Below are 24519 nucleotides of genomic sequence, written 5' to 3'. Positions count from 1 at the left end.
GCTGTTTTCCGGCCATGAGCGGCAAAGCGGTAGCGCCGGGCCATGCCCGGCGAACGTCGACCAACCGCTGCGCTCGCCGGGCACGGCCCGGCACTACCTTGACGACTGTCCGGCGCAGTCGAGCACGGCTCGACTCTACAGGTACGCGGGGCGCGCGATGGCGCCCGGCACCTTACTTCTTCAGGCTGTCGCGGATCTCGCGCAGCAGCACCACTTCTTCCTTCGGTGCGGCCGGGGCGGCATCCTTCTTGCGCGAGAGGCGGTTGATCACCTTGATCACCATGAAGATGGCGAAGGCCACGATGATGAACTGCACCAGTGTGTTGAGGAAATCACCGTAGCCGATCACCACTGCCGGAATTTCCTTGCCATCCGGCCCGATGCTGGCGGCCGACAACGTCCACGCCAGATCGGAGAAATCGACCTTGCCAATCAGCATGCCCAGCGGCGGCATGATGATCTTTTCCACCAGGGCGGTGACGATCTTGCCGAAGGCCGCGCCAATGACCACGCCGACGGCGAGGTCGATGACGTTGCCGCGCATCGCGAATTCCTTGAACTCGGTGAGCATTCCCATTCTTGTTCTTCTCCTGAGGGCGAGGGATCGGGCGCAGGTTAACGCAGCGGATGTCAGCCTGCGATGACGCCGTGGCGTTCGGCCACGTTTTCCAGTCGCGCACTGAAACGGTCGCCCGGCTTCAATGCGGCCACACCCGACGGCGTGCCCATGAACACCAGGTCGCCGGCACGCAGCTGCCACAGCTTGGACAGCTCATGCAGGATTTCCGGCACGTTCCAGATCATCTGGTCGAGCAGCGATTGCTGGCGCACTTCGCCGTTCACTTCCAGCGACAGGTTCAATGCGGCCAGGTCGCCCACTTCACCGGCGTGCACGATCTCGCTGATGGGTGCGGAGGCATCGAAGCCCTTGGCCGAATCCCACGGGTGGCCCTTTTCCTTGGCGGCGGCCTGCAGGTCGCGGCGGGTCAGGTCCAGGCCCACGGCGTAGCCGTAGATCAGCGCGTCGGCATCGGCCACGGCCAGTTCACCGGCCGGTGCATCCACGCCGATCGCCACCACCAGCTCGACTTCGTGGTGCAGGTTGCCGGTGGCGGGGGGATAGGGGATTACATCGTCATGGCCGACCACGATGGCATCGGCCGGCTTGCAGAAGAACATCGGGCGGCCGCGATCGTCGGCCGCCGGCACCGCAGCACCCATCTCACGCGCATGGTCGGCGAAATTGCGGCCGACGCAGTAGATGCGGTGGACCGGGAAGGTGCCACCGCCCACCACCGGTACGCGCGGCACGGCGGGGGCAGGGATCACATCGGAAACAACGGCAGTGGACATGCGGGGGTTCCAGTAGGAAGGCCCCTGCAGTCTAGAACGGTGCGGCGCCCACGTCAGCGGGCGAGCGCATCAGCGCGACATCGGCAAAGCTGACTTGCGCACCACGCGGTATTCGCCTTCCACCACGTTGGCATCGGCCGCACGACGCGTGACGCTGGGCTTGCGCGACGCCAGCAGCTTCCAAGCCAGGCCGATCAGGATCATCGCCGCACCGACGAACACGCCGATGAACACCATCGCTGCCAGGATCGCCAGGCCGAGCAGGCCCACGGCAACGCGCACCAGCGGGTGGCGCGGCTTGCGCGGCGCGAACAGGGTGCGGAACTGGTTGAAGGCGGAAGCGCGAGTAAACATGGCGGCTCGATAGGGCTGGGATCAGCGAAACCAGAGTATCGGGATGCGCCACTGTCATTGAGTGAAAAACTCGTTAAATATAGCCTTTGCTTATTACGGATCAATGACTTGTGTTCATGTCGCAGCCAGTCATATGAGCGGCCGTGCGACAATCCGGTTTTCCGCAAGAGCCTTCCGCCATGACTGCCGCCGCTGCCCTGATCGCCCTTGATGCCCTTGCCGACGGGGCCTTTGCCGAGGTCGAAGCGGTGGTCGAAGGCGATGCCGAATCGCTGGTGCTGTATCGCGATGGCGCCCAGGTGCGCGCATTCCTGAACATCTGCCCGCACGCCGGCCGCCGCCTCGACTGGGCTCCCGGCCAGTTCCTGAAGAGCCGTGAAGGCCACCTGGTGTGTGCTGCGCACGGCGCCTCGTTCGCGCTGGACAGCGGTGACTGCATTGCCGGCCCGTGCAAGGGCGACCGCCTGCGCGCGGTGCCGGTGGATATCCGCGACGGCCAGGTCTACCTGGCCTGAGGCCAGCGTCGGGGTCGGATCCGTTCTCCGCAGGAAAACGGCTCTGACCCCATCGGGGCGTCAGGGTAGAAGCAGAAGCATCCACGCCATGCGTGGATCTACTGGCTCCGTGGCAATGCCATTCAACACCGGGATCCGACCCCGTGCCGACCAACGGTCGGCACCCACCATCAGCCGCGTGAAACTGTCGAAGGCGGGCATTGGACGTTGCCGTTGCTTCTGCAGGTGCAGGGCGCAGCCCTGCCAACACACCCCACCCTCAGAACATCAGGTTGATCATCACCACCACCACCAGCGTGTAGATCAGCGACAGCGGTCCGCCGACCCGCCACATCTCGCGCGGGGTGTAGTTGGCCGGGCCGGTGATCATCGAAATCACCGGGTTGGAGGCCGTCATCAGGTTGTTGGACGCTGACAACGCCACGATCAGCGCGAACGCGGTCGGATTGCCGCCCGCCGCCAGCGCCAGGTTCACCGCGATGGGCACCATCACGATCGTCGCGCCCACGTGGCTGATCACCAGCGAGAACACCGTGGTCAGCAGTGCCAGCGCAAGCTCCAGCACCCAGATCGGGATGCCGGTCGGCAGCTTGTCGATCGTGTGGCCGGCCACCCAGGCCGCCGCGCCGCTGGAATCCATTGCCCAGCCGAGCGGAATCAGCCCGGCCATCATGAATACCGTCTTCCAGTTGATCGAGGCATAGGCCTCGTCCATGCGCAGCACGCCGGTCAGCAGCATGCCGGCCACGCCGGTCATCAGGGTCAGCGCCACCGGCAGCTTGCTGGTCAGCGCGATCAGGATGGTCAGCGCGAAGATCGCCATCGCGATCTTGAACTTGTGCGGGCGCTGCTCGCCGGTCGGGTAGTCGGTCACCACCACGAAGTCGCGGCTCTTCGCGGCCTGCGCCAGGTCGGTCCAGATGCTGTGGAAGACCAGCATGTCACCGGCGCGCAGCTGCACGTCGCGCACGTCCTCGCGGATCACCTGCTTGTCACGGTTGATCGCCAGCAGGCTGATGCCGCGCTCCTTGCGCAGGCGCAGATCGGCAGCGCTCTTGCCGATCACGTTGGAGGTCGGCGGCACCACTGCCTCGGAAATACCGGCACGGCTGGGGTTGAACAGGTCGCCCAGGTGCTTCAGCCGCGAGGACATGCGCAGGAACTGGTTCTGCGCGAAATCGTGCACGTCCTGGCGCGGGCCCATCGCGCCCAGCACGCTGCCCACCCAGATGCGCATCTCCGCCGGCGGTGCCAGGCGGGTGTCGTTGCCGGTCTTCAGCGCCAGCAGCAGCGGCGCATCATGCAGGGTCTCGGCCTCGCCCAGGGTCATGCCCACCAGCGGGCTTTCGGCGGTGACCACCAGCTCGAACACATCGCCTTCGATGCCGTAGGTCTTGGCGAAGTAGCTCTCGGTGCGTGCCGGGGTCACCCCGTCATTGACCAGGCTTTCCTCTTCGATCAGCTTGCGGTCGCCGTAGTAGCGGAAATACAGCAGCGAGGCGATCAGCAGGGCCACGCCGATCGGCAGCGGCGCGAACATGCGCAGCGGCTCGATGGTCGCCAGGCCCGAAGGCAGATTGTTGTTGGCCGAGGCCAGCAGATCGTTCAGCAGGATCAGCGGCGAGTTGCCGACCATGGTCAGCGCGCCGCCCATCACGATCGCTGCCGAGATCGGCAGCAGCAGCCGCTGCAGGGTCAGCCCGGTGCGCGCGACCAGCCGCGAGGCGACCGGCAGGTACAGCGCCATCACCGAGGGGTTCTGCATGAAGGACGAGTTCAGGCCGGCGATGGCCGTGGTCATCATCAGCAGCCGCTGCTCGACGCCGTGGCCGCGCCGCAGCAGCCACGCGGCCAGCCGGTTCAGCGCCCCGGTGCGGTCCAGGCCCGCACCGAGGATGGTGGTGGCGATGATGCTCATCACCGCGTTACCCGAGAAGCCACCGAAGATTTCTTCCGGGGCGATCAGGCCGGTGACGCCGAGCACCACCAGCACCACCAGCGCGACGACGTCGGCGCGGATGCGCTCGAACAGGAACATCGCCATCGTGAAGCCGACCAGCCCGAGCACGAGCTTCATGTCGTTGGTCAGCGTCAGCGCGGTATCCATGTGGGGCGCAGCGTCCTCGTGCGTGGGTCAGGTACGGTCGTACAGCAGGTCCCAGACGCCGTGGCCGAGCTTCTGGCCGCGGGTCTCGAAGTGCGTCTGCGGGCGCCAGTCCGGGCGCGGCACGCTGCCACGCGGGCCGGCACGGTTGACCAGGCCGGCGGTGGCGTCGAGCACGTCCCACATCTGCTCGGCGTAGTCTTCCCAGTCGGTGGCGCAGTGCAGGCGGCCACCCGGGCGCAGCTTGCGCACGATCAGCTCGGCGAACGCCGGCTGCAGCAGGCGGCGCTTGTTGTGGCGCTTCTTGTGCCACGGGTCCGGGAAGTAGATGCGCACTTCATCCAGCGCACCGTCGGCGATCTCGTTCTGCAGCACTTCCACCGCATCGTGGTGGTACAGGCGCACGTGGTCGGCGTTGTCATCGGCCAGCGCGTTCAGCAGGCGGCCCACGCCCGGGGCGTGCACTTCGATGCCGATGTAGTCGCGCGACGGATCGTGCTGAGCGGCGAAGCGCATGGCTGCACCGTTGCCGAAGCCGATTTCCAGCACCTTGTGCGCCGGGCGGCCGAAGGTGGCATCCAGGTCGCGCGGCTGGCCGTTGTAGTCGATGCCGAAGCGCGGCCAGCGTTCGTCGAACGCGCGCTGCTGGGCGGGGGTGAAGCGGCCCTGGCGCAGCACGAAGCTGCGCACCTCGCGGCGGCCCTCGCTCACGGTGAAGGGCTTGGGCGGGGCCTTGGAACCGGCGCTGTCAAAAGGATTGGTCATCAGCCGATCAGCCCATCCACCGGGGAGGAGGCGCTGGCGTAGCGCTTGCGCGGGATGCGCCCGGCCAGGAAGGCCTCGCGGCCGGCTTCCACGGCCTTGCGCATGGCGCTGGCCATCAGCACCGGGTGGCGCGCACCGGCGATGGCGGTGTTCATCAGCACGCCGTCGCAGCCCAGCTCCATCGCAATGGCGGCATCGGAGGCGGTGCCCACGCCGGCGTCGACGATGATCGGCACCTTGGCGTCTTCGATGATCTGCAGCAGGTTGTACTTGTTCTGGATGCCCAGGCCCGAGCCGATCGGCGCGGCCAGCGGCATCACCGCAGCGCAGCCGATCTCTTCCAGGCGCTTGGCCAGGATCGGGTCATCGGAGGTGTAGACCATCACCTCGAAGCCGTCCTTGACCAGCTGCTCGGCGGCCTTGAGGGTCTGCACCACGTCCGGGTACAGCGACTTCTGGTCGCCCAGCACTTCCAGCTTGGTCAGGTTGTGGCCGTCCAGCAGCTCGCGGGCCAGGCGGCAGGTGCGCACGGCGTCTTCGGCGGTGTAGCAGCCGGCGGTGTTGGGCAGGATGGTGTAGCGGTCCGGCGGCAGCACGTCCAGCAGGTTCGGTTCGCCAGGGTTCTGGCCGATGTTCGTGCGGCGGATGGCCACGGTGACGATCTGGGCGCCAGCGGCCTCGGTGGCCAGGCGCGTTTCTTCCAGGTCCTTGAACTTGCCGGTGCCGGTCAGCAGCCGCGAGCCATAGGTCTTGCCGGCGATCACCAGCGAATCGGGGGAGACAGGGAGGTTCATGACGCGATTATCGCTTATCCGCCTGAAGATGGGGTCGTCACTTCGACGCCGCCGGGCATGGCCCGGTGCTACCGGAAGAGATGCGCAGGGTAGCGCCGGGCCAAGCCCGGCGAGCGCGGAGCGCGGGTTTTCCTCAGCCACCACCGAGCGCGTGCACGATCTCCACCACGTCACCTTCGGCCAGCACGTGCTCGCCATGGCGGCTGCGGCTGACGATCTCGCCATTCACTTCCACCGCCACCCGGCGCTGCAGCAGCTGCTCGGTGGCGAGCAGGTCCAGGAGGGTCGCCGAAGCGGGCAGGGTGCGGGGTTCGCCATTGAGCTGGATGTTCATCCGCGCATTGTCGCTTATGGCCCATCAGGATCGGAACCGCCGCCTCCGTGCGCCGCACGCCATCACCGGCACAGCCCGCCAGCATGGTCTCAGGCGACAATTCATGCGGCGGCGCAGCGTGAGCAATCGGCGACACGGTGAAACCATTCACCGTGCGCCGGCGTACGTGTGCGCCGGATCCCCAACATTTCCCCCCAGGAGTTCTACATGCTGCTCAGCAAACGCCCGATCCGCTCCCTGATGGCGGCCGCGATCGCGCTCGCCGCGCTGCCGGCCATGGCAGGCGAATCCCCGTTCACCCGCACCGTGTTCTTCGGCGACAGCCTGACCGACAGCGGCTACTTCCGCCCGCTGCTGCCGGCGGACGTGCGCCCGGTCACCGGCCAGTTCACCACCAACCCGGGCTGGGAGTGGTCGCAGTTCGTGGCCGATTACTACGGCACCAACGCCAGCCCCAACGGCAATGGCCAGACCGGTGACAACTACGCCGTCGGTGGCGCCCGCGTGGGCGTCGACCTGACCCAGCCGGCGCTCGGCAACGTGGCCGTGCCCTCGCTGAAGACGCAGATGGCCAGGTATCTGGCCGCCAACGGTGGCAAGGCCGACCCGAACGCCCTGTACACCGTGTGGGGCGGCGCCAACGACCTGTTCTCGATCACCGCCCCGGCCCAGGCGCCGGCCGTCATCGGCGCGGCGGTCACCACCCAGGTCGGCATCGTGGCCGGCCTGAAGCAGGCCGGTGCGCAGTACGTGATGGTGCCCAACCTGCCTGACGTGGGCATCACCCCGGGCTTCATCGACCGCGGCGCCGCCGGCCAGGCGCAGGGCACCGCCCTGTCCACCGCCTACAACAACGCCCTGTACGGTGGCCTGAAGCAGGCCGGCATCGAGTTCATCCCGCTCGATACCTACACCCTGCTCCGCGAAATCATCGCCAACCCGGGCATGTACGGCTTCAGCAACGTCACCGGCCGCGCCTGCCTGGTGGCTTCGTCGCTGACCTGCAGCCCGCTGGCCTATGTGCGCCCGGACGCAGCCAGCACCTACCTGTTCGCCGATGACGTGCACCCGACCTCGGCCGCGCACCAGATGCTGGGCCAGTACGCCATCTCGATCCTGGAAGGCCCGCGCCTGCAGCAGATCCTGACCCACTCGGCGCAGACCATCGGCCGTTCGCGCGCCGACCAGGTCAGCCTGCACCAGGCCGGCCGTCCGGCCGACGGCATGTCCTGGTGGGGCGGCGTGCGCGGCGACATGCAGCGCTACGACCACGCCGACGTGTATGACGGCCTGGCCCCGGCCGGCCTGTTCGGTGTCGACTGGGCACGCGACGGCATGGTCGTCGGCGGCTTCGCCGGTTTCGGCCGCATGAACGCCGACTTCGGCAACAGCCGTGGCGACTTCACCCAGAAGGACACCACCGCCGGCCTGTTCGCGGGCTGGTACGGCGACCGCATCTGGGTCAACGGCCAGGTCAGCTACACCTGGCTGTCCTATGACGTGAACCGCAAGGTCCAGCTCGGCCCGGCCACCCGTGAACACGGCGGCTCGCCGGACGGCAGCAACCTGACCGCAGCCCTGAACGCCGGTTACGAGTTCGGCACCGAAGGCGGCTTCCGCCACGGCCCGATCGCCTCGGTGATCTGGCAGAAGGTGAAGATCGACGGCTACACCGAAACCGCCGATGCCAACACCCTGGCCACCGCGCTGGGCTACGGCAAGCAGGACGTCGATTCCACCGTGGGCCGCATCGGCTGGCAGGCCCGCTTCGATGGCGGCAGCGTCAAGCCGTACGTGCAGGTGACCTACGACCACGAGTTCGAGGACACCAAGCAGGCCAGCGCATGGGTGCAGAGCCTGCCGGACGTGGGCATGTACCGCGTGCCGGGCATGGACTTCGACAAGAACTATGCAACCGCCATCTTCGGCGCGCGTATGGAGCTGTTCGGCCTGCAGAGCAACATCGGCCTGAGCGCCACCACCCTGCAGAAGCGTGCGCAGGACGCCACGCTGTTCGCCAACTTCAGCGGCAGCTTCTGATCCAGGGCGGGGTCGGATCCCTTTCCACCCGGAAAGGGCTCCGACCCCGTTGCCGCCGGCATTGCGCAACACCGGCCGGTCCGCATAGACTTTCACCCTGCAATGCGGGCGTAGCTCAATGGTAGAGCTGTAGCTTCCCAAGCTACTGACGAGGGTTCGATTCCCTTCGCCCGCTCCATGTCTCCCAGTGGTTCTTCCGCGCATGGATCCCGGTCGTGATGATCGGTGAACGCCTCGAACAGGCCTGCGCTTCGCGATTATCCTGTGCCGAATCAACCGTGTCCGGGCCCATTGCCTGGGGCCGTGTTGAACGCTTGAATGGTGCACGGATGCCGATGCGATGCCCGGATGACTGCTGATCGAACCACGCTCCGTCGCTTTGCCCAATGGTTGCCGTTGCTGGCATGGGTGGCCATCTGCGTCGCCTGGTGGTCACCGTTGGGCGTCGTGGTCGGCCTTGCCGTGTGCGTTGCGCTGGGAGTCGTGCTGCAGCGCCTTGACCTGACCGGTGATGCCGTCGGCGGCGCACGGCTGCGTTCGGAGTTGCCAGGGCGCCTGGCCGAGCGTCCCCCCACGCATGACGTGCTGCTGGAATCGGCTGAAGTGGGCATGGGCGGGCCCGTCTACAGCGTCCAGATGCTGCGCGATGGCGCCATCGTCGAAGGGGTAGCCATCCTCGGCAGCAACGAGGCCAGCTGTGGATGGACGTCGCTGCCGGGCAGCGCGCTGCGCCTGGCCACCGGCTCTGTCGACCGGAACGAGGGGGTGATCGTCTACGACGAGCAGCACAAGGTGGTGCATCTGCTGGCCGTCGCTCCAAGCGTGCTCGCGCAGGAACTGGGTGCCCGTCGGCAATCCGATGGCGATGTGGCGGCGGCATCGTGGCTGCGCAGCCTGCCTTGCCGCCTGATCCAGCTGCATCCCTGTCGAGGGCTATGGCTGGCGGAGGGGCACCCGGCGCTGGCTGCAGGCGTGCCGAGGGCGCTTCGCCATGTCCTGCCCGACACCCGGGTCCTGCAGGCCATTCCCATGCTTCCCGAGGATCTGCGCCTGACCGCGCATCCGGCCCTGTTCACGCAACTCTGTCCGTACTCGCTTCACATCGACGGTGAGGCCACGGGCCGCCATGTGTGCGGTCTGGAGACGGTGATCGCCAGCCCGTCGGGACGATGCGTGGTGGTGGCGGGCAGCGTGATCGATGCGGATCTGCGTCCCCACCAGAGCGTGTGGCTCATTTACTGGCGGGGGCGTTGGCAGGCCATCGCCGGCCATGCCGTGGGCGGTCGTGGCAAGGCCAGCAGCGTGGCCTGGATCAATGTGATCGAGGTGAGTGATGACGGCACGCTTCACGGCGAAGCCCATGAAGATCACTGGGTGGCCGATGCCATCAAACGGATCCCCACGCCGCACACGGCACTGGAACTGCCCGTGGAGTGGCGGCAAACCGGGCTGGTCCTGCGGGTCCGCGACGGACGCTTCACGCTGCGCCTTCCCTGATCTGCGGCAGCACGTCGCGGAGCATCATCCTGCCGCCACACGCTCGCGCTATGCTGCGCGCCTGCCGTCCACTGTCGCCGCGATGAAGCTCGCCATCCTGTCCCGCAACAGCTCGCTGTACTCCACCCGCCGGCTGGTCGAGGCTGCGCGCGCGCGCGGCCATACCGTCCGCATCCTCGACCCGCTGCGCTGCTACATGCGCATTGCCGCCGATGGCTTTTCCATGCACTACAAGGGCCGGCCGATGACCGGCGTGGACATGGTCATCCCGCGCATTGGCGCCTCGATCACCCGCTACGGCACCGCCGTGCTGCGCCAGTTCGAGCTGATGGGTGCGCGGACGCCCAATCCGTCCGACGCGATCCTGCGCTCGCGCGACAAGCTGCGCGCGCACCAGCTGCTGGCGGCCAAGGGCATCGACATGCCGGTCACGGTGTTCGGCGACAACCCGGACGATACGGTCGACCTGCTCTCCATGCTTGGCCCGCCGCCGCACGTGGTGAAACTCAACGAGGGCACGCAGGGCCGCGGGGTCATCCTCACCGAGAAGGCCAGCGCCTCGCGCGGCATCGTCGAAGCCCTGCGCGGCCTGTATGCCAACTTCCTCATGCAGGAATTCATCGGCGAGGCGAAGGGCGCGGACCTGCGCTGCTTCGTCGTCGGCGACCAGGTGGTGGCCTCGATGCAGCGGCAGGCTCCGGAGGGCGACTTCCGTTCCAACCTGCATGCCGGTGGCACGGCGGTGGCGGCCAAGGCCAGCCGGGCTGAACAGCAGGTGGCGGTGCGCTCGGCCAAGGCCTTGGGCCTGTCGGTCTGCGGGGTCGACCTGATCCGCTCCGAGCGCGGCCCGCTGGTGCTGGAGGTGAACTCCACGCCGGGCCTGGAAGGCATCGAAGCGGCCTGCCAGGTGGACGTGGCCTCACGCATCATTGCCCACGTCGAGAAGATTAAAAAGCCTTGATTATCAGTGGCTTGTAATTTTCCTGAAGATTGTCGGCCGGGTTTAACAAGGCTTTAATCGGGGCCGGCGTAGGCTTCAGCGAACCGCAGCTCTGCCTCTCAGCAGGATCGGTAATCGGGATACGACTTCAGGCCCAGGCGGGTAGACCGCCTGGGTCTTTTTTATGCCCGTCCGGTTCCTGCCAAAGGTCCCTTGTGGTGGCGCAGGGCGGCTCGTAGAGTTGGGCCTTCGTTCCGGGATGGATCGGGAGGCTGGCGATGTACCGCATCACCGTGTTTGCAATGTTGCTGGGGCTGTCCGCAGCCGCACAGGCCGGGTCGGAAAAGCCCGTCGTGCAGATGGACCGGCAGGCGCCGGTAGCCGACCAGGTGCGCCAGGTCGAAAAGGCGCTGGACAACGGCGAGTACGCCGAAATTTCAACGGATGACCGTGCGCAGGTGCGGCAGTCGCTGGCCCGCATCACCCAGCGGATGGGTGACCGCCAGACGGTGCAGGAACTGCCCGCGACGGTACAGAACGAGGTCTTCAACGACCAGGAGCGGATCAACACCATCCTTACCCGCGCCCACGCCGACAGCCGGCAGGTCTGCCAGCACACCCGTACCACCGGCAGCAACATGCCCAAGAGCCGCTGCCTGACCGTGGCCGAGCGCCGGCGGATCGAGGAGAAGGGCAAGGCGCTGCTCAACGACGAGCGCAGCTACAAGACCCTCTCGCCGCCCCCCGCCGGGCGCTGACGGACGGCCGTTGGGCCCCCTGCCGGTCGTCCCTTGTAGGTACACCGGCAGCTCCGTAGAGTGGGTGATTCTTCATGGACGATAACAAGGGAAACTATGCGCCGCATGACCTCGCTTGGCCTGGTGTTCTGCATTGGAGTGACGCTGGCGGCCACCGCCCAGGCCAAACCCGACAAGGATGCTGAAGTGAAGCTGGATGCGAACCTGCCGGTTGCCGCGCAGGTGAGCGCCATTGAAAAAGCGATCGATTCCGAGGATTACAGCGAGATCGCCAGGGAAGACAAGACCAACCTGCAGCAGGCGCTGGGCCGCATCCAGACCCGGCTGGGCGACCAGGAGCGGGTGGACCAGCTCGACCCGCAGGTCCGCGCCGAGGTCCTCAAGGACCAGGACGTGGTCAACACCATCCTGGCCCGGGCCTGGTCCGACAGCCGGATGGTCTGCAGTCGCGAGCGCACCGTCGGCAGCAACATGGCCAAGCGCGTGTGCACCACGGCGGCCCAGCGGCGCCGGATTGACGAGGCCAGCCGCAGGTCGTTCGAAGACAGCAACCGGATGGGCAACCTGAGGCGCTGATCAGCCGGTCCCGTGTCCCGTACGAAATGTTAAGAATGGAACCTGTATCGTTCAGCGGGTAGACGTGGCGTCCACCCGCTCGGTTGCATCCTGAGCGGGTCGGCATCCCCCGACGACCCTTACTGAATCAGAGGTCCCAGTGCGTATTCTCGTAATCGAAGACAACAGCGACATCGCAGCCAATCTTGGCGATTACCTCGAGGATCGGGGCCACACGGTGGACTTCGCTGCTGACGGGGTCACCGGCCTGCATCTTGCCGTGGTGCACGAGTTCGACGCGATCGTGCTGGATCTCAACCTGCCTGGCATGGACGGCATCGAAGTCTGCCGCAAGCTTCGCAATGAAGCCCGCAAGCAGACCCCGGTGCTGATGCTGACCGCGCGTGATTCGCTGGACAACAAGCTGGCCGGTTTTGATTCCGGCGCCGATGACTACCTCATCAAGCCGTTCGCGCTGCAGGAAGTGGAAGTCCGCCTCAACGCCCTGTCGCGCCGCGGCAAGGGCGTGCAGACCCGCGTGCTGGAAACCGGCGATCTGGAATACAACCTGGACACGCTGGAAGTCCGCCGCCAGGGCAAGCTGCTGCAGCTCAACCCGACCGCGTTGAAGATCCTGCAGGCGCTGATGGAGGCCGCTCCGGCGGTGGTCACCCGCCAGGAACTGGAAACCCGCGTCTGGGGCGAGGAGCTGCCGGATTCGGATTCCCTGCGTGTGCACATCCACGGCCTGCGCGCGGTGGTCGACAAGCCGTTTGAAGTGCCGCTGATCCAGACCCGCCATGGCATCGGATACCGCATCGCCACCCCGGAAGCCTGATCCGGTGGCAACCAGGGGGGAGCGTCGGCGCACGCCTTACCGGCGGCGCCTGCGCAGTCGCATCATCGTCTCGTTCGTGTTGTTGGGCTTCTGCCTGACGACACTCTTCGCGTTCGCCACCAACTGGGCCCGCATGCGCGTGGAAACCCAGCTGGTCGAAGACGTGATGAACCGCAACATCAACGAGTACGCGCGGCGTTACTACGAAGACCCTCTGCGCAGCCCCGATCTCCCGGTGCAGCAGATCCGCGCATTCGCCTACCCGAAAGACAAGTTCGAGAGGGTCAGGGAAGAGCGCGCGCAGTGGGCAGCGTTCCCCGATGGCATCCACACGGTCACCGGTGACGAGCATGGCGAGCAGTATTCGTACAAGTTGGCCGTGCGCAAGACCCCTGACGCCTGGTTCTTCCTCGCCTATGACATGACCGACAGCGTGCGCGGCGGGCAGCAGCTCAACCGCGCGCTGGTGTTGTCGGTACTGGTGTTCAGCCTGCTGTCGCTGGTGCTGGGCTGGTGGTCAGCATCGAAGGTGATGAAGCCGGTGTCCGACCTGGCCGCACGGCTGCGTGCCTACCGTGGAGGCACCAGCGATCCCGAGCCCCTGGCGCCGCGCTTCCCGGATGACGAGGTGGGCCAGCTGGCGCAGGCGCTGGATGACTATTCCTCGCGCCTTACCGAGGTCGTGCAGCGCGATCGCGAATTCAATGCCGATGTCAGCCACGAGCTGCGTACACCGCTGGCGGTCATCCGTGGCGCGACCGAGCTGCTGCTGACCCGCCCCGGCCTGGACGAGAAGGTGTTGCAGCGACTGCAGCGCATCCAGCGTGCCGAACAACAGTGCAGCGACCTGATCGGCGCCTTGCTGCTGCTGTCGCGCAACGAGCGCGGGCAGGGCACCAGCAATGTCGCGCGCGTGGCCGATCAGCTGTTGGACGCCCACCGCGCCCAGCTCGGTGGCAAGCCGCTGGAGCTGGTGCTGGAAGGCGAGCGCGACCTGGTGATCGATGCGCCCGAAGCCGCGTTGTCGGTGGCGCTGGGCAACCTCATCGGCAACGCCGTGAAGTATTCGCAGGATGGCAGCGTGCGCGTGCACGTCAGCAGCAATGCGGTCTCGGTGACCGACAGTGGCCCTGGCCTGAGTGAAGAAGATGCGGCCAAGCTGTTCCAGCGCGGCTATCGCGGTACCCATGCCGGCCACTCGCAGGGCGGCGGCATCGGCCTGTCGATCGTCAGCCGCCTGTGCGACCTGTACGGCTGGCAGGTGAGCGTGCGCCCCGGTGGCGACCGCGGCGTGATCGCGACCCTGACGTTCTCGCCCAAACCGCTCTGATCATCCACGCATGGCGTGGATCTACTGAAGCCTGCTGGCGGTGGGTGCGGACCGTTGGCCCGCACGGCGGATGAGTCCGGTGATGGTGGGTGCGGTGAGTGGTGGGTGCGGACCGTTGGTCCGCACCGAGGTTAAGTCCGGTGATGGTGGGTGCGGACCGTTGGTCCGCACCGCAGGCATCCTCATCCACGCATGGCGTGGATCTACTGTCGTAACCGGCGTGTCTGGGTCTTGCTTCTGACGGTGGACGTCCATCCATTCCCTTGCCGCAGAGCGCTTTGACGCATTTGCCTGCTGACATCGCCCCGCGCAGCTGGCCAGATGGCCTACCACCTGCACGGAGCCCGGCCATGTCCCATCGCACCCGTTACCCGAACCTGCACCAGCTGGTCGGCGATTCGATCGACCTTCTGTCTGCGGAGGTCGCCGAACGCGTCGAAGCCGTCCTCAAGGAACCTGGTGACCTGATGAACGTCCTGCAGGAAAGGATGGAAGCCGACGCTGCAACCAGCCAGGCCGCCCAGCGCGCCGGGCTCAGCGAGCCGCAGACCGGCACGATGGCGGGCCTGAGGCGTACCGTGTCCGGTATCAGCACGCTGACCCGGCTCATGCATGCTGCGCACATCGCGCGGACGCGTGGCGGCCCGCTGCAGGCCGTGCCATCAGAGACGATGGAAGGCCTGATGGTGGCCGCGCGTGAGCTGACCCGCCATGTGCAGCAGCAGCTGCAGGCCGAGCGCATGCGGGGAGCTGCGACGCTGCAGTAGAGCTGAGCCCATGCCCGAGCATCGGCCCGGCGCTGCACCGGGAATCGAGCCCGGTGGACGGTGGGTGCGGACCGTTGGTCCGCACTGCCGATGCTCTCATCCACGCATGGCGTGGATCTACTAGGTCATCCACGCATGGCGTGGATCTACTGGGCCATCCACGCATGGCGTGGATCTACCGGGCCTTCGTGGCCGCGGGCTCGCCTGGAATCGGCGTCGCTGTGCCGAGCGCTTCGACGACATAGAGCCGCTTGACCAGCACATACAGCACCACCGTCAGCGGCGCCGCCAGCAGCACGCCGGCCGGGCCCAGCAGCGAGCCGATGCCGAACAGGGAGAACAGCAGCAGGGCAGGGGGAAGATCAACCGCACGCTGCTGGATAAGCGGCTGCAGCAGATGTCCCTCCATCTGCTGCACCACCACGAACAGTGCCACCGTGGCCAGGGCAATCTCCGGGCTGACGGTGAAGGCCAGCAGGATGGCCGGAACCGCCGCGAGGATGGGGCCGACGATCGGTACGAAATCCAGCAGTGCAGTGATGATGCCCAGCCCGAAGGCGACCGGCACGCCCAGTGCCCACAGGCCCAGCCCGGTCAGCAGGCCGACGACCGCCATGGCCAGCAGCTGGCCGCCCAGCCAGGCCTTCAGTGCATTGCCGCTGGCGTGGAGTGCGTCGTCCACGGCCGGACGCTGCCGCGTCGGCAGCAGCTTCAGCAGGCCCGTGCGGTACAGCGTCGGTTGCGCGGCCAGATAGATGCCGCCGATCAGCACAAGGAACAGGTCCGCCACACCCCCGGTGGCCGACATCGCCAGTGACCCGGCGCGGGCCGCCATCGTCGATACGCTGGACTGTGCGTTCTGGGTCAGCTCATGGACCGTGGGCCCGATGGGGCTGTCCGCCAGCCACGTCTGGAAGTTCTCCCATGCGGCCGGCAGCGTCTGTCGCAGGGTGGCCATCTGCGCACTCAGCTGCGACCCGAACAGCCACATTGCCAGCGCAAACAGCACCATCAGCAGCAGCACGGTCAGGCCCAGTGCCCAACCTTCCGACAGCGGCGTGCAACGAAGCACCGCGCCGACGATCGTCCGCAGCAGCGCGGCCACGACCACGGCGCCGAAGATCAGCAGCACCAGTTGCGACAGTTGCCACAGCAGCAGGCCGAGGGCGACCAGCGCCAGGGTCACCACCACGCGGGCGGTATAGGAACGAAGAGAGGCGGTGGGCACGGGGTGATCTCACAGGCAGGCGCAATGACAGGCGCAGGACCATAGCGGGAGGCGTGAGAAGACGGTGTGTGTCTGTCGGATTACCGTTGTCGCGTACGCGGCACGGCTGTCCGGAAGGCGATTGTCAGGGCGATCTCTGGTATGGCAGATAATGTGTGAGCGTCACCGCCCTTTCGAGCGCTGCTGATTGTCGATGAGGCAGTGTGTGCGTAGCCTGATGAAGTCAGGAAGCTGTGCGCCCTGTCGTCATGGCCCGGAAACCAATATCCCTGAGCGCGATGCTATTTGGATGATGATCAGATCACGTGTCGTAGCGTTGGCATTTCTGGCGGGTCTTGCTGGCTGCGATCACGGCGCACGGACCTATGATTCCCTCTCGCAGATTGCAAGTGAAGGGGATCTTTCCGTGGTGCGCGCTGCGGCAGTGCCCGAGGATGCCACGCTGATCGATATCCGGTCGGATGTGGAATCCGGGGAATACTACATTTCCTACAATGCGAAGGATCCGCTTGCCTGGATTCGTGATGGCGGGCTGAAGAAGGCGGAGGGAAGTATCGTTCCGATGATCCGGAGTTCAATCGGCTTCGGGGCCAGTTTGCCGCCTGATGCTGAATTTTATTACAGGTGCGGCATTTCCCGCCGTTTGGGCGCGGAGGGTATGAGTGCGTATGAGCTTGTGCTGGTCGGCCTGGATGGAAAGCGGCGATATTTCTGGAACAGCTTCCATGATGAGGATCTCGAAAGGGCCTTGTGCCTTGAAACGAGCTCCCGGTGATTCCTGCTCAGGCTCGTATTGTTGCGCTGTGATCGAGCATTGCCGCTGCACTCTGGCTGCGCCTTGGGTGATTTTCGGTCCAGCGTGAGTGCCCCGGCCGCGCGGGCGTCATGTAGAACATATCTCCCAAGGAGGTGGAAGTGTCCAGATCGCGGCGGACGTGGCGTCCGGTGATTTTCATTCCGGCAATGGTATTTGCCCTTCTGTCGGCAGCCATGGGGGCTGCGACATTGGGGATTGGGCTCAACGAGGGGGCTGTGCGCTGTAAGGGCCACTGCGGGGTTGTTTTCTCGCTCCTGAAGTATTTCAGTCACTCGACGCAGGAGCTTGTCATCGCGCTGTTGTTTTTCGCCTCGGCTGCAATGCTGGTGCATATCGCAATGCGTCATGGGTTGCTTGACGGGCACCAGCGTGGAGTCAAAAAGAAGAAATCCAGGAAATGAGGGCTGATCCCAGTCGTTCTTCCAGGAGCAGGCAGTACAGCCCGCTACGGCGCAGCCAGTTCGAGATACCGCGTATGCAGGGCTTCGACCTGCGCCTGCAGGTCTTCCGGGTGGCCATCATTGACCACCACGTCATCGGCCAGGGCCTGGCGCTGTGCGCGGCTGGCCTGGGCGGCAATCATCCGGTCCGCCAGTGCAGCATCGATGCCGTCGCGCTGCATCAATCGCGCGTGCTGCACGGCCTCGGGCGCATCAACCAGCAGGATGCGGTCCAGCCAAGGGTAGGCCTGGCGGCCGCCGACCTCGGTCAGCAAGGGAATGGCGGCCAGCGCATAGGGGCTGGCCGCCTGTTCGCACTGCTGCTGCATCAGGCGGCGAATCGCGGGATGGGTGATTGCCTCAAGGGCCACCCGTTCGGCGGGGTCGGCGAACACGTGGGCCCGCAGGCGGGCCCGGTCCAGGCTGCCATCGGGCAGCAGCATGGTGGCGCCGAAGCGCTCGGCGATCATGGCCAGCGCCGGACTGCCGGCAGCGACTACCGCACGCGCGGCCAGATCCGCGTCGGCGACCACGATCCCCAGCGCCTCGAAGCGCCGGGTCACCTCGCTCTTGCCGGCGGCGATGCCGCCGGTCAGGCCGACCACGTAGCGGCTCATGACGGCAGCGTCAGCGCAGCCCGCTCATGACCAGGTACTGGTTCACCACCGGCTCGCCCCACATGAAGTACACCCAGCCAGCCAACGCCAGATAGGGGCCGAAGGGGATCGGCGTGGCCTTGTCGCGGCCGCGGGTGTACAGCCAGATCGAGCCGATGATGGCGCCCAGCACGGACGACAGCAGGATGATGGGCAGGATGCCCTTCAGCCCGCACCAGGCGCCCAGTGCCGCGAGCAGCTTGGCATCGCCGCCGCCCATGCCGTCGCGGTTGGTCACCAGCTTGTAAGCCTTGGCCACGACCCACAGCACGAGGAAGCCGGCAGCGGCACCGATCAGGGCGGGCTTGGCTGGCATGTACAGGTTGTCCATGCTCCCGACTAGGCCCAGCCACATCAATGGCAGGGTGACCTGGTCCGGCAGGTACTGCGTGCGCAGGTCGATACCCGACAAGGCGATCAGGAAACAGGTCAGCACGATGGCGCCGAAGCCCTGCCAGCCGAAGCCGAACTGCCAGACGCAGGCCAGCACCAACACTGCGGTCAGCGCCTCCACCAGTGGGTACTGGATGGAAATGGGCGCCTTGCAGTGGCGGCACTTGCCGCCCTGGATGATCCAGCTGAACAGCGGGATGTTTTCGTACCAGGACAGCTTGTGCTTGCAGTGCGGGCAGTGCGACGGCTCGACCACGATGCCGGGTGGAGGCGGGTCGTAGATGTCCGGCTGCTCCAGGACCTCACGCGCCTCGCGCTTCCACTCCCACATCATCCGCCTGGGCAGGCGCAGGATGACCACGTTGAGGAAACTGCCGATTAGCAGGCCCAGGGCGGCCGCGGCGGGGTAGCCGAGGCCGGGATGCTGGTCGAGAAATGCCATGTAAGGTTAGACCACGGAAGCAAGTTTGAAGATTGGGAGGTACATACCGATGACGAGGCCACCCACGATGACGCCGATGAAGATCATGATCATCGGTTCCAGCAGGCTGCTCAGTGCGTCAACGGCATTGTTGACCTCCTGCTCATAATACTCGGCTACCTTGAACAGCATGGTGTCCAGGGCACCCGCCTCCTCGCCGATGCCGGTCATCTGGATGACCATGTGCGGGAACAGGTTCTGCTGCTTCATGGCCATGTTGACCGGGTAGCCGACGGAGACGTCGTCGCGCATGCGCAGCACGGCTTCCTCGTAGACCTTGTTGCCGGTGGCGCCGGCCACGATGCCCAGTGCCTCAACCAGCGGAACACCGGCCTTGAAGGTCACCGCCGTGGTACGGGCGAAGCGGGCGATCGAACTGTTGTTCATGATCTGCCCGATCACCGGCACCTTCAGCACCAGCCGGTCCAGCGTGTGCTGCATCTTCGGAGAGCGCTTGTAGGCCATGGTGAACCCTACGAGGGCACCGATCACCACGAGCAGGATCAGCCACCACCATGAAACCATGAAGCGGGACATGTTCACGATCAGCTGGGTGAAGGCTGGCAGATCGGCGCCGAAGCCGCGGAACACGTCCTCGAACTGGGGCACGACCCAGATCAGCAGGATGGAGCTGACCGCCAGTGCCACGGCGATGACCATGGCCGGATAGAACAGCGCCTTCTTGATCTTGCCCTTCAGGGCCTCGATGTTTTCCTTGTAGTTGGCGACGGTATCCAGCACCGTTTCCAGCACGCCGGCGCCTTCGCCAGCCCTGACAAGGTTGCGGTAGAGCTCGTCGAACTGCACCGGATGCTTGCTGATGGCTTCGTAGAGCGAGGAGCCGCCCTCGATATCCGTGCGGATGCCATCCACCATCTTCTTCATGCGCGGGTTCTTGTGGCCGCTGCCGATGATCTCCAGCGCCGACACGATCGGCACGCCGGACTTCATCATGGTGGCCATCTGCCGGCTGAAAAACGCGATGTCCTTCGGGCTGACCGCCTTGCCGGCGGCGCCGAACATCGGCTTGGGCTTGACCTTCACCTGCCCGGGGTTGATGCCCTGGCGGCGCAGTTCGGCCCGCAGCAGATTGGCGTTCTTCGCCAGCTGCTCCCCTTTCATCTTCACGCCACGCTTGTCGGTCCCCTCCCAGACAAACGGCTGAAGCTCCATGGTGCTACGCGCCACGGGCTCTTTCTTTATCGCACTGCGACTGACAGACATGTTGGCTCCCCAAGGCCCGCCATCCCCAGGCGGGCATCATTGGCTCCGATGTTAGCCGGTTCATGGCCTTCTGGGCAGGCTGTGCGGGGGGCAAATTGCGGAATCGTGCCGGGTTCCGGCCAAAGGTGACGCATTGCGTCACATTGGCTGATTCGTCGCATTTCCTGGTCGGGGGGCTTCACATACAACAATTTGCTGCCATTATTGGCGCCGGGGAAATCCAGGGGGGGGCGTGCCGGGGTTGGCACGCAACCTGCGTTGATCCACCCGCGGGGCGCAGGAACCGCTCAGCCGGCTCGGAGCCGGACCGTTCAGGCGCACTGAACTCAACCACCACCAATCTTGGGGATGTACACAATGAAGAACCAGAAGGGCTTCACCCTCATCGAACTGATGATCGTCGTCGCGATCATCGCGATCCTGGCCGCCATCGCTCTGCCGGCTTACCAGGACTATGTCGCTCGCTCGCAGGTCTCCGAAGCGATGACCCTGAGCGGCGGCGCCAAGACCGCTGTCACCGAGTACTACGCTGACAAGGGTGCCTTCCCGGACACCAATGCCAAGGCTGGCCTCGCTCCGGCTGCTTCGATCAACGGCAAGTACGTCCTCAGCGTCGGCCTGAGCGGCAATGGCGTGATCACCGCCACCATGAAGGGCGCCTCCTCGGCCAGCTCGAAGATCGCCAGCAAGACCTTCGTCATGACCCCGGCTGATGCCGGCGGCTCGATCACCTGGGATTGCAAGAGCACCGGCACCATCGACGCCAAGTACCGCCCGTCTTCCTGCCGCTAATTGCGCAGAGGACATTGCAGTACTGGGAAAGGGCCGCTTGCGGCCCTTTCTCTTATCTGGAAGGGGAGTTCCATCCGATGCAAAGTGTGCCTGCCCAGCGGATTCTGCGCTTCGGAGCGTTGCTGCTGCTGTTGCTTGTGGGAGTGGTCGTCTATTGGAATGGCCTGAAAGGCGGTTTCATCTTCGATGACTTTCCCAACCTGGTAGACGATGAGGACTGGCGTCTTGTTTCATTGGACGCTGGATCCATCAAGGCCGCCATGACCGAAGGGATCACGGGCGATGCGGGGCGTCCGCTTGCGCTCCTCAGCTTCGGTCTCAACTACTATTTCACCGGTCTGGCAACGTGGCCGATGAAGGCCACGGGCCTGGCCGTGCACCTGCTGAACTCGCTGCTGGTGTTCGCCTTGGCGTCAGCGTTGATGCGGCGGGTACTGTCCGCTCCGGTGGCGAAGGTACGCCTGATCGCGCTCGCCGTGGCGCTGGCGTGGATGGTGCATCCGCTGCAGGCGTCCACCGTGCTTTACGTCGTGCAGCGCATGGAGCTGGGGGCGGCGACGGGGGTGCTCATCGCACTGAACTGCTACCTCCACGCACGCAGCAGCACGCCGCGTTCAAGGAAGGCAGTCCTGTGGTGGAGCGGTGTCGTGCTGGGCACCGTGCTGGGGCTGGGCTTCAAGGAAACCGCGATTCTTGTTCCCGCCTACGCGCTGGTGCTGGAGGTATTCGTCCTCGGCTTCCGCAACGCGGATGGAACTCGCGCGCGCGCGCTGATTGCCTTGTATGCAGTGGGCATTCTGGCGGCAGCCGCTGTGTTCTTCGCTATCGTCCTTCCGGGAGCGATGTCGCCGGAGCGGTACTCCGCGCGTGATTTCAGCCTGGCGGGCCGGCTTCTCTCACAGCCAGGTGTCCTGCTCGATTATCTCCAGCAGATCATCCTGCCTTGGCCGGAGTCGCTGAAGTTCTACTATGACAACGTAGGCGTGCCGACTTCCTGGCTGGCGCCTGCCTTCATGGTGCCGATGCTGTTGCTGATGGCATTGGCGGGCTTCGGCTGGGCCGTACGCAAGCGCTGGCCGCTGACCGCGCTGGGTATCGCCTGGTTCTTTGTCAGCCATGCACTGACCAGCAATGTCGTGCCCCTGGAGTTGGCCTTCGAGCACCGCAACTACCTGGCGCTTGCCGGTATCGCCCTGGCATGGGTGCAGCCCCTGCGTGCGCTGATGGCACGATGCACGCGTGGCGTCGCAGTGACGGTTGTGTCGGTGCTGCTGGTCTTCGTGGCTGGGATGGGATGGGTGCAGGTCCAGACCTGGGCTGACCCGATGCGCTTGGCACTGACGCTGTCCAACCGGAATCCGGATTCCCCTCGGGCGGGCTACGAGCTCGGACGCACTCTGCTGGCCTTGAATCCGGATGCCCCGCGGTCTCCCGCGTGGGGATTGGCGGAGAAAGAGTTCGAGCATGCAGCGGCGCTTCCGGGGGGATCTCCTTTGCCTGAGCAGGCATTGATCATTCTCCACTCGTACCAGGGGCGGACGCAGTCGCCCCAGGTGTGGGCGTCACTTGAACGGAAGATCTCCCGGCGGGCGCTGGGGCCGCAGGAGTCCGGTGCACTCGAGGCAGTGGTCGCCTGTCGCGTGCAAGGGGGCTGTCGCCCCGTCGATGAGCGGGTGCTGCTGGACCTGCTGACGGCAGCCACGGTCGCAAATCCCAACTCGTCGCGGATCAGGCTGGTGTTTGCCAACTACGCGTTCAACGCAATGAAGGACTATCCGCTGGCCATGGAGCTCCTGCGGGAGGCGGTGCGTATCTCCCCCGACGACACGGGCGCGCAGCTCTGGCTGCTGCGGATGGGGTTGGCATCCAACTTGCTTGGCTTGGAGGAAGGCCGCAAGGGGATGGGGATCCTCACGGCGGCCAATAGTCGCCATGCGTATGATCCGGACATCAAGCACCTGGAGCATTGGCTGGCGGAGCAGCAGCAGACAAAGGCAAAAGGGGACTAGAACATGAAGCAGCGCGGCTTTACATTGATCGAACTGATGATCGTCGTCGCGATCATTGCCATCCTGGCGGCCATCGCGACGCCGGCGTACCTCGACTACGTGGCCCGTGGCCAGGTCGCAGAAGGTCTGTCGCTGTCATCGAGCGCCAAAGAAGCGATCGCGACCTACTACTCTGACCACGGCCAGTTCCCGGCGGACAATCTGGCGGCAGGGATGGCAGCACCGGCGTCCGTGCGGGGCAAATACGTGCGATCGGTCACAGTGGACAATACCGGTTCGATTTCGGTCGTGTTTGCGTCTTCGGCCAGCTCAAAGATCGCAGGCCGCAGCCTGGTCCTGACGGCCCACGATACGAATGGCGCGGTGAACTGGTCCTGCAGTGGGCTGGATGGTCGCTACGTTCCGTCATCCTGCCGCTAGTTGATCGCCGCATCCCTGTGCCTGCAGAAGCAGGCGCTCCATCTGCGTGGCCCTCTGCTCCCAGCTGCAGGCCAGTGAGCGGGGCGCCCGCGATGGGATGGACAGTTGCTGCTCGATGGCTGCTTTCAGTTCCTCGCAGCTGCCGGGGGAGTAGGTGGCCAGGGTTTCGCCGCCGATGCGGCGTGTGTCGCCCACGGCCGCAGCTACAACGGGGACCCCGCAGGCGATGGATTCGACCAGCTTGAGCGGATAGCAGAAGCGCCCGAAGGCCGAGTCGCGATTGCAGACGATGGACACGTCCAGCGCATTGATCAGGACGGGCACGTCTCGCCAGTCCAGCGTACCCAGGTCGATGATCCTTGGATGTGCGTAGTGCTCAAGCGTGTTGTCCCTTGGGCCCGCGATGACGAGATGGAGATCGGGGTCGCTGTGCGCCAGCAGGTGGAATGCCTTGAACAGGTCTTCAATGCCCCTGCTCTGGTCCAGCGCGCCTGCGCAGCCGATCAGGCGCGCATTCGTGGGCAGGCCCAGCTGCGCCCTGCATGCGGCCTGCTCCATGGGATGGAACAGGTCAGTGCGCACGCCATTGCCGATCACTTCCAATGGCGTGCCGCCCGGGAGGGATGGACGCAGTGCCGTTGCCAGTGAGGTGGTCACCACGCTGATGCCGGCCGCGTGGCGGCATGCATGGTCGAACGCCGCGCGTACGCCAGGAAGCTTCGTCAGGCCAAACGCTGCGTAGTTGTCATAGAGGTCGACGACGTGTGCGACATGCAGGCGGCGGGAAAGCCGGTCGCCGAGCGTTGCGCACAGGGCGTCGGAGCTCGAGAGGAGGACATCGATCGGGCGGTGTGCGTGAATCTGGTCGATCATCCGACCCAGGTACAGGGCGCGCATCGAAACGGCGTTGATCGACTGCCAGTGAACATCGGCGGGAGAACGATGCAGGCCCGTGTCCCTGCGACGATAATTCAGCGTGAGCCCGCTGACCGCATGGCCTCGCCGGGCCAGCGCTTCCGGAATCTCCCACAGGCGGCCGTACTGGTCATCGAGCAGGTCCCGCCCGGTGTACTGGCGCTTGCAGAGCATGAGCACATGCATGAAGGGACCTGTGT

General features: G+C 65.6%; 26 protein-coding genes and 1 tRNA gene. 15 read left to right on the top strand and 12 right to left on the bottom strand.

Going from position 1 to position 24519, the window contains the following annotated elements:
- Nucleotides 1-172: 172 nt before the first annotated feature.
- The 3 genes from mscL to C1927_RS16735 all read right to left on the bottom strand — a co-directional run bounded on the left by mscL (nt 173) and on the right by C1927_RS16735 (nt 1707).
- Nucleotides 173-577 (bottom strand): large-conductance mechanosensitive channel protein MscL, encoded by a 405-nt coding sequence (mscL, locus tag C1927_RS16745; protein ID WP_079222971.1) that lies wholly within the window; start codon nt 575-577, stop codon nt 173-175.
- Between the two features lie 53 nt (nt 578-630).
- On the bottom strand, nt 631-1353 hold the full coding sequence (locus tag C1927_RS16740) for a fumarylacetoacetate hydrolase family protein (protein ID WP_108747264.1): 723 nt from the start codon (nt 1351-1353) through the stop codon (nt 631-633).
- Between the two features lie 69 nt (nt 1354-1422).
- On the bottom strand, nt 1423-1707 hold the full coding sequence (locus C1927_RS16735; RefSeq protein WP_079222969.1) for a hypothetical protein: 285 nt from the start codon (nt 1705-1707) through the stop codon (nt 1423-1425).
- 179 nt (nt 1708-1886) lie between these two features.
- On the opposite strand from C1927_RS16735, the gene C1927_RS16730 reads away from it, so the two are divergent.
- Nucleotides 1887-2222 carry a Rieske (2Fe-2S) protein gene (locus C1927_RS16730; protein ID WP_079222968.1) on the top strand — a complete coding sequence of 112 codons (336 nt, stop codon included), beginning with the start codon at nt 1887-1889 and terminating at the stop codon, nt 2220-2222.
- Nucleotides 2223-2481: 259 nt separating this feature from the next.
- On the opposite strand, the gene C1927_RS16725 is transcribed toward C1927_RS16730, so the two are convergent.
- From C1927_RS16725 to thiS, 4 genes are all read right to left on the bottom strand, one after another.
- Nucleotides 2482-4329, bottom strand: a complete 1848-nt coding sequence (locus tag C1927_RS16725; protein ID WP_079222967.1) for an SLC13 family permease — start codon at nt 4327-4329, stop codon at nt 2482-2484.
- Nucleotides 4330-4356: 27 nt separating this feature from the next.
- Nucleotides 4357-5091, bottom strand: a complete 735-nt coding sequence (gene trmB / locus C1927_RS16720) for a tRNA (guanosine(46)-N7)-methyltransferase TrmB (RefSeq protein WP_006387461.1) — start codon at nt 5089-5091, stop codon at nt 4357-4359.
- Entirely contained in the window at nt 5091-5885 is a 795-nt protein-coding gene (locus tag C1927_RS16715) for a thiazole synthase (RefSeq protein ID WP_079222965.1), read from the bottom strand. The genes trmB and C1927_RS16715 overlap by 1 nt, the downstream gene beginning before the upstream one ends.
- 133 nt (nt 5886-6018) lie before the next feature.
- Nucleotides 6019-6219, bottom strand: a complete 201-nt coding sequence (gene thiS / locus C1927_RS16710; protein ID WP_108747263.1) for a sulfur carrier protein ThiS — start codon at nt 6217-6219, stop codon at nt 6019-6021.
- Between the two features lie 207 nt (nt 6220-6426).
- On the opposite strand from thiS, the gene C1927_RS16705 reads away from it, so the two are divergent.
- The 9 genes from C1927_RS16705 (at nt 6427) to C1927_RS16665 (ending at nt 14944) form a co-directional block, all read left to right on the top strand.
- A complete protein-coding gene (locus tag C1927_RS16705) occupies nt 6427-8259 on the top strand; it encodes an autotransporter domain-containing protein (RefSeq protein ID WP_108747262.1) in 1833 nt (610 codons plus the stop codon).
- Nucleotides 8260-8363: 104 nt separating this feature from the next.
- Nucleotides 8364-8437, top strand: a tRNA-Gly gene (locus C1927_RS16700).
- Between the two features lie 170 nt (nt 8438-8607).
- Complete coding sequence (locus tag C1927_RS16695) at nt 8608-9756, top strand: hypothetical protein (protein ID WP_108747261.1); 1149 nt, start codon at nt 8608-8610, stop codon at nt 9754-9756.
- An 82-nt stretch (nt 9757-9838) separates the two neighbouring features.
- Nucleotides 9839-10717, top strand: a complete 879-nt coding sequence (gene rimK / locus C1927_RS16690) for a 30S ribosomal protein S6--L-glutamate ligase (protein ID WP_079222961.1) — start codon at nt 9839-9841, stop codon at nt 10715-10717.
- Nucleotides 10718-10974: 257 nt separating this feature from the next.
- A complete protein-coding gene (locus C1927_RS16685; protein ID WP_079222960.1) occupies nt 10975-11454 on the top strand; it encodes a hypothetical protein in 480 nt (159 codons plus the stop codon).
- Nucleotides 11455-11559: 105 nt separating this feature from the next.
- A complete protein-coding gene (locus C1927_RS16680) occupies nt 11560-12030 on the top strand; it encodes a hypothetical protein (protein ID WP_254051497.1) in 471 nt (156 codons plus the stop codon).
- A 139-nt stretch (nt 12031-12169) separates the two neighbouring features.
- Nucleotides 12170-12847: a response regulator transcription factor gene (locus tag C1927_RS16675; protein WP_005410804.1), complete on the top strand. Its 678-nt coding sequence runs from the start codon at nt 12170-12172 to the stop codon at nt 12845-12847.
- A gap of 4 nt (nt 12848-12851) precedes the next feature.
- Nucleotides 12852-14177 (top strand): HAMP domain-containing sensor histidine kinase, encoded by a 1326-nt coding sequence (locus C1927_RS16670; protein WP_079222958.1) that lies wholly within the window; start codon nt 12852-12854, stop codon nt 14175-14177.
- 350 nt (nt 14178-14527) lie between these two features.
- The gene (locus tag C1927_RS16665; RefSeq protein ID WP_108747259.1) at nt 14528-14944 is read left to right on the top strand and encodes a hypothetical protein; all 417 of its coding nucleotides are present in this window, start codon (nt 14528-14530) and stop codon (nt 14942-14944) included.
- A 175-nt stretch (nt 14945-15119) separates the two neighbouring features.
- Here C1927_RS16665 and C1927_RS16660 read toward each other — a convergent pair whose 3' ends face one another.
- Nucleotides 15120-16172, bottom strand: coding sequence for an AI-2E family transporter (locus tag C1927_RS16660; protein ID WP_108747258.1), 1053 nt, complete (start codon nt 16170-16172; stop codon nt 15120-15122).
- Nucleotides 16173-16377: 205 nt separating this feature from the next.
- On the opposite strand from C1927_RS16660, the gene C1927_RS16655 reads away from it, so the two are divergent.
- Nucleotides 16378-16947: a hypothetical protein gene (locus tag C1927_RS16655; RefSeq protein WP_159095373.1), complete on the top strand. Its 570-nt coding sequence runs from the start codon at nt 16378-16380 to the stop codon at nt 16945-16947.
- Nucleotides 16948-17087: 140 nt separating this feature from the next.
- Nucleotides 17088-17390, top strand: coding sequence for a hypothetical protein (locus C1927_RS16650; RefSeq protein ID WP_159095372.1), 303 nt, complete (start codon nt 17088-17090; stop codon nt 17388-17390).
- A 44-nt stretch (nt 17391-17434) separates the two neighbouring features.
- Here C1927_RS16650 and coaE read toward each other — a convergent pair whose 3' ends face one another.
- From coaE to C1927_RS16635, 3 genes are read right to left on the bottom strand one after another with little or no spacing between them, the layout of a single operon-like run.
- Entirely contained in the window at nt 17435-18046 is a 612-nt protein-coding gene (gene coaE / locus C1927_RS16645; RefSeq protein ID WP_108747256.1) for a dephospho-CoA kinase, read from the bottom strand.
- 10 nt (nt 18047-18056) lie between these two features.
- Nucleotides 18057-18920: an A24 family peptidase gene (locus tag C1927_RS16640; protein ID WP_108747255.1), complete on the bottom strand. Its 864-nt coding sequence runs from the start codon at nt 18918-18920 to the stop codon at nt 18057-18059.
- Nucleotides 18921-18926: 6 nt separating this feature from the next.
- Nucleotides 18927-20183 (bottom strand): type II secretion system F family protein, encoded by a 1257-nt coding sequence (locus C1927_RS16635; RefSeq protein ID WP_079222952.1) that lies wholly within the window; start codon nt 20181-20183, stop codon nt 18927-18929.
- Nucleotides 20184-20540: 357 nt separating this feature from the next.
- Here C1927_RS16635 and C1927_RS16630 point away from each other — a divergent pair, with 357 nt between their 5' ends.
- The 3 genes from C1927_RS16630 to C1927_RS16620 all read left to right on the top strand — a co-directional run bounded on the left by C1927_RS16630 (nt 20541) and on the right by C1927_RS16620 (nt 23404).
- Nucleotides 20541-20975, top strand: coding sequence for a pilin (locus C1927_RS16630; protein WP_079222951.1), 435 nt, complete (start codon nt 20541-20543; stop codon nt 20973-20975).
- Between the two features lie 77 nt (nt 20976-21052).
- A complete protein-coding gene (locus C1927_RS16625) occupies nt 21053-22984 on the top strand; it encodes a hypothetical protein (protein WP_079222950.1) in 1932 nt (643 codons plus the stop codon).
- 3 nt (nt 22985-22987) lie between these two features.
- Nucleotides 22988-23404 carry a pilin gene (locus tag C1927_RS16620; RefSeq protein ID WP_079222949.1) on the top strand — a complete coding sequence of 139 codons (417 nt, stop codon included), beginning with the start codon at nt 22988-22990 and terminating at the stop codon, nt 23402-23404.
- Here C1927_RS16620 and C1927_RS16615 read toward each other — a convergent pair.
- Entirely contained in the window at nt 23390-24505 is a 1116-nt protein-coding gene (locus C1927_RS16615) for a glycosyltransferase (protein ID WP_079222948.1), read from the bottom strand. The genes C1927_RS16620 and C1927_RS16615 overlap by 15 nt on opposite strands.
- Nucleotides 24506-24519: the final 14 nt, after the last annotated feature.

Origin of the sequence: Stenotrophomonas sp. ZAC14D1_NAIMI4_1 (assembly GCF_003086775.1) — a bacterium.
Lineage (GTDB): Bacteria > Pseudomonadota > Gammaproteobacteria > Xanthomonadales > Xanthomonadaceae > Stenotrophomonas.
This window is presented reverse-complemented; position numbering and strand designations above follow the sequence as displayed.

Excerpts from the sequence above, each read along its gene's own strand:
- mscL (WP_079222971.1), bottom strand. The coding sequence starts at position 577 with ATGGGAATGCTCACCGAGTTCAAGGAATTCGCGATGCGCGGCAACGTC.
- C1927_RS16740 (WP_108747264.1), bottom strand. The coding sequence starts at position 1,353 with ATGTCCACTGCCGTTGTTTCCGATGTGATCCCTGCCCCCGCCGTGCCG.
- C1927_RS16735 (WP_079222969.1), bottom strand. The coding sequence starts at position 1,707 with ATGTTTACTCGCGCTTCCGCCTTCAACCAGTTCCGCACCCTGTTCGCG.
- C1927_RS16730 (WP_079222968.1), top strand. The coding sequence starts at position 1,887 with ATGACTGCCGCCGCTGCCCTGATCGCCCTTGATGCCCTTGCCGACGGG.
- C1927_RS16725 (WP_079222967.1), bottom strand. The coding sequence starts at position 4,329 with ATGGATACCGCGCTGACGCTGACCAACGACATGAAGCTCGTGCTCGGG.
- trmB (WP_006387461.1), bottom strand. The coding sequence starts at position 5,091 with ATGACCAATCCTTTTGACAGCGCCGGTTCCAAGGCCCCGCCCAAGCCC.
- C1927_RS16715 (WP_079222965.1), bottom strand. The coding sequence starts at position 5,885 with ATGAACCTCCCTGTCTCCCCCGATTCGCTGGTGATCGCCGGCAAGACC.
- thiS (WP_108747263.1), bottom strand. The coding sequence starts at position 6,219 with ATGAACATCCAGCTCAATGGCGAACCCCGCACCCTGCCCGCTTCGGCG.
- C1927_RS16705 (WP_108747262.1), top strand. The coding sequence starts at position 6,427 with ATGCTGCTCAGCAAACGCCCGATCCGCTCCCTGATGGCGGCCGCGATC.
- C1927_RS16695 (WP_108747261.1), top strand. The coding sequence starts at position 8,608 with ATGACTGCTGATCGAACCACGCTCCGTCGCTTTGCCCAATGGTTGCCG.
- rimK (WP_079222961.1), top strand. The coding sequence starts at position 9,839 with ATGAAGCTCGCCATCCTGTCCCGCAACAGCTCGCTGTACTCCACCCGC.
- C1927_RS16685 (WP_079222960.1), top strand. The coding sequence starts at position 10,975 with ATGTACCGCATCACCGTGTTTGCAATGTTGCTGGGGCTGTCCGCAGCC.
- C1927_RS16680 (WP_254051497.1), top strand. The coding sequence starts at position 11,560 with ATGACCTCGCTTGGCCTGGTGTTCTGCATTGGAGTGACGCTGGCGGCC.
- C1927_RS16665 (WP_108747259.1), top strand. The coding sequence starts at position 14,528 with ATGTCCCATCGCACCCGTTACCCGAACCTGCACCAGCTGGTCGGCGAT.
- coaE (WP_108747256.1), bottom strand. The coding sequence starts at position 18,046 with ATGAGCCGCTACGTGGTCGGCCTGACCGGCGGCATCGCCGCCGGCAAG.
- C1927_RS16640 (WP_108747255.1), bottom strand. The coding sequence starts at position 18,920 with ATGGCATTTCTCGACCAGCATCCCGGCCTCGGCTACCCCGCCGCGGCC.
- C1927_RS16635 (WP_079222952.1), bottom strand. The coding sequence starts at position 20,183 with ATGTCTGTCAGTCGCAGTGCGATAAAGAAAGAGCCCGTGGCGCGTAGC.
- C1927_RS16630 (WP_079222951.1), top strand. The coding sequence starts at position 20,541 with ATGAAGAACCAGAAGGGCTTCACCCTCATCGAACTGATGATCGTCGTC.
- C1927_RS16625 (WP_079222950.1), top strand. The coding sequence starts at position 21,053 with ATGCAAAGTGTGCCTGCCCAGCGGATTCTGCGCTTCGGAGCGTTGCTG.
- C1927_RS16620 (WP_079222949.1), top strand. The coding sequence starts at position 22,988 with ATGAAGCAGCGCGGCTTTACATTGATCGAACTGATGATCGTCGTCGCG.
- C1927_RS16615 (WP_079222948.1), bottom strand. The coding sequence starts at position 24,505 with ATGCATGTGCTCATGCTCTGCAAGCGCCAGTACACCGGGCGGGACCTG.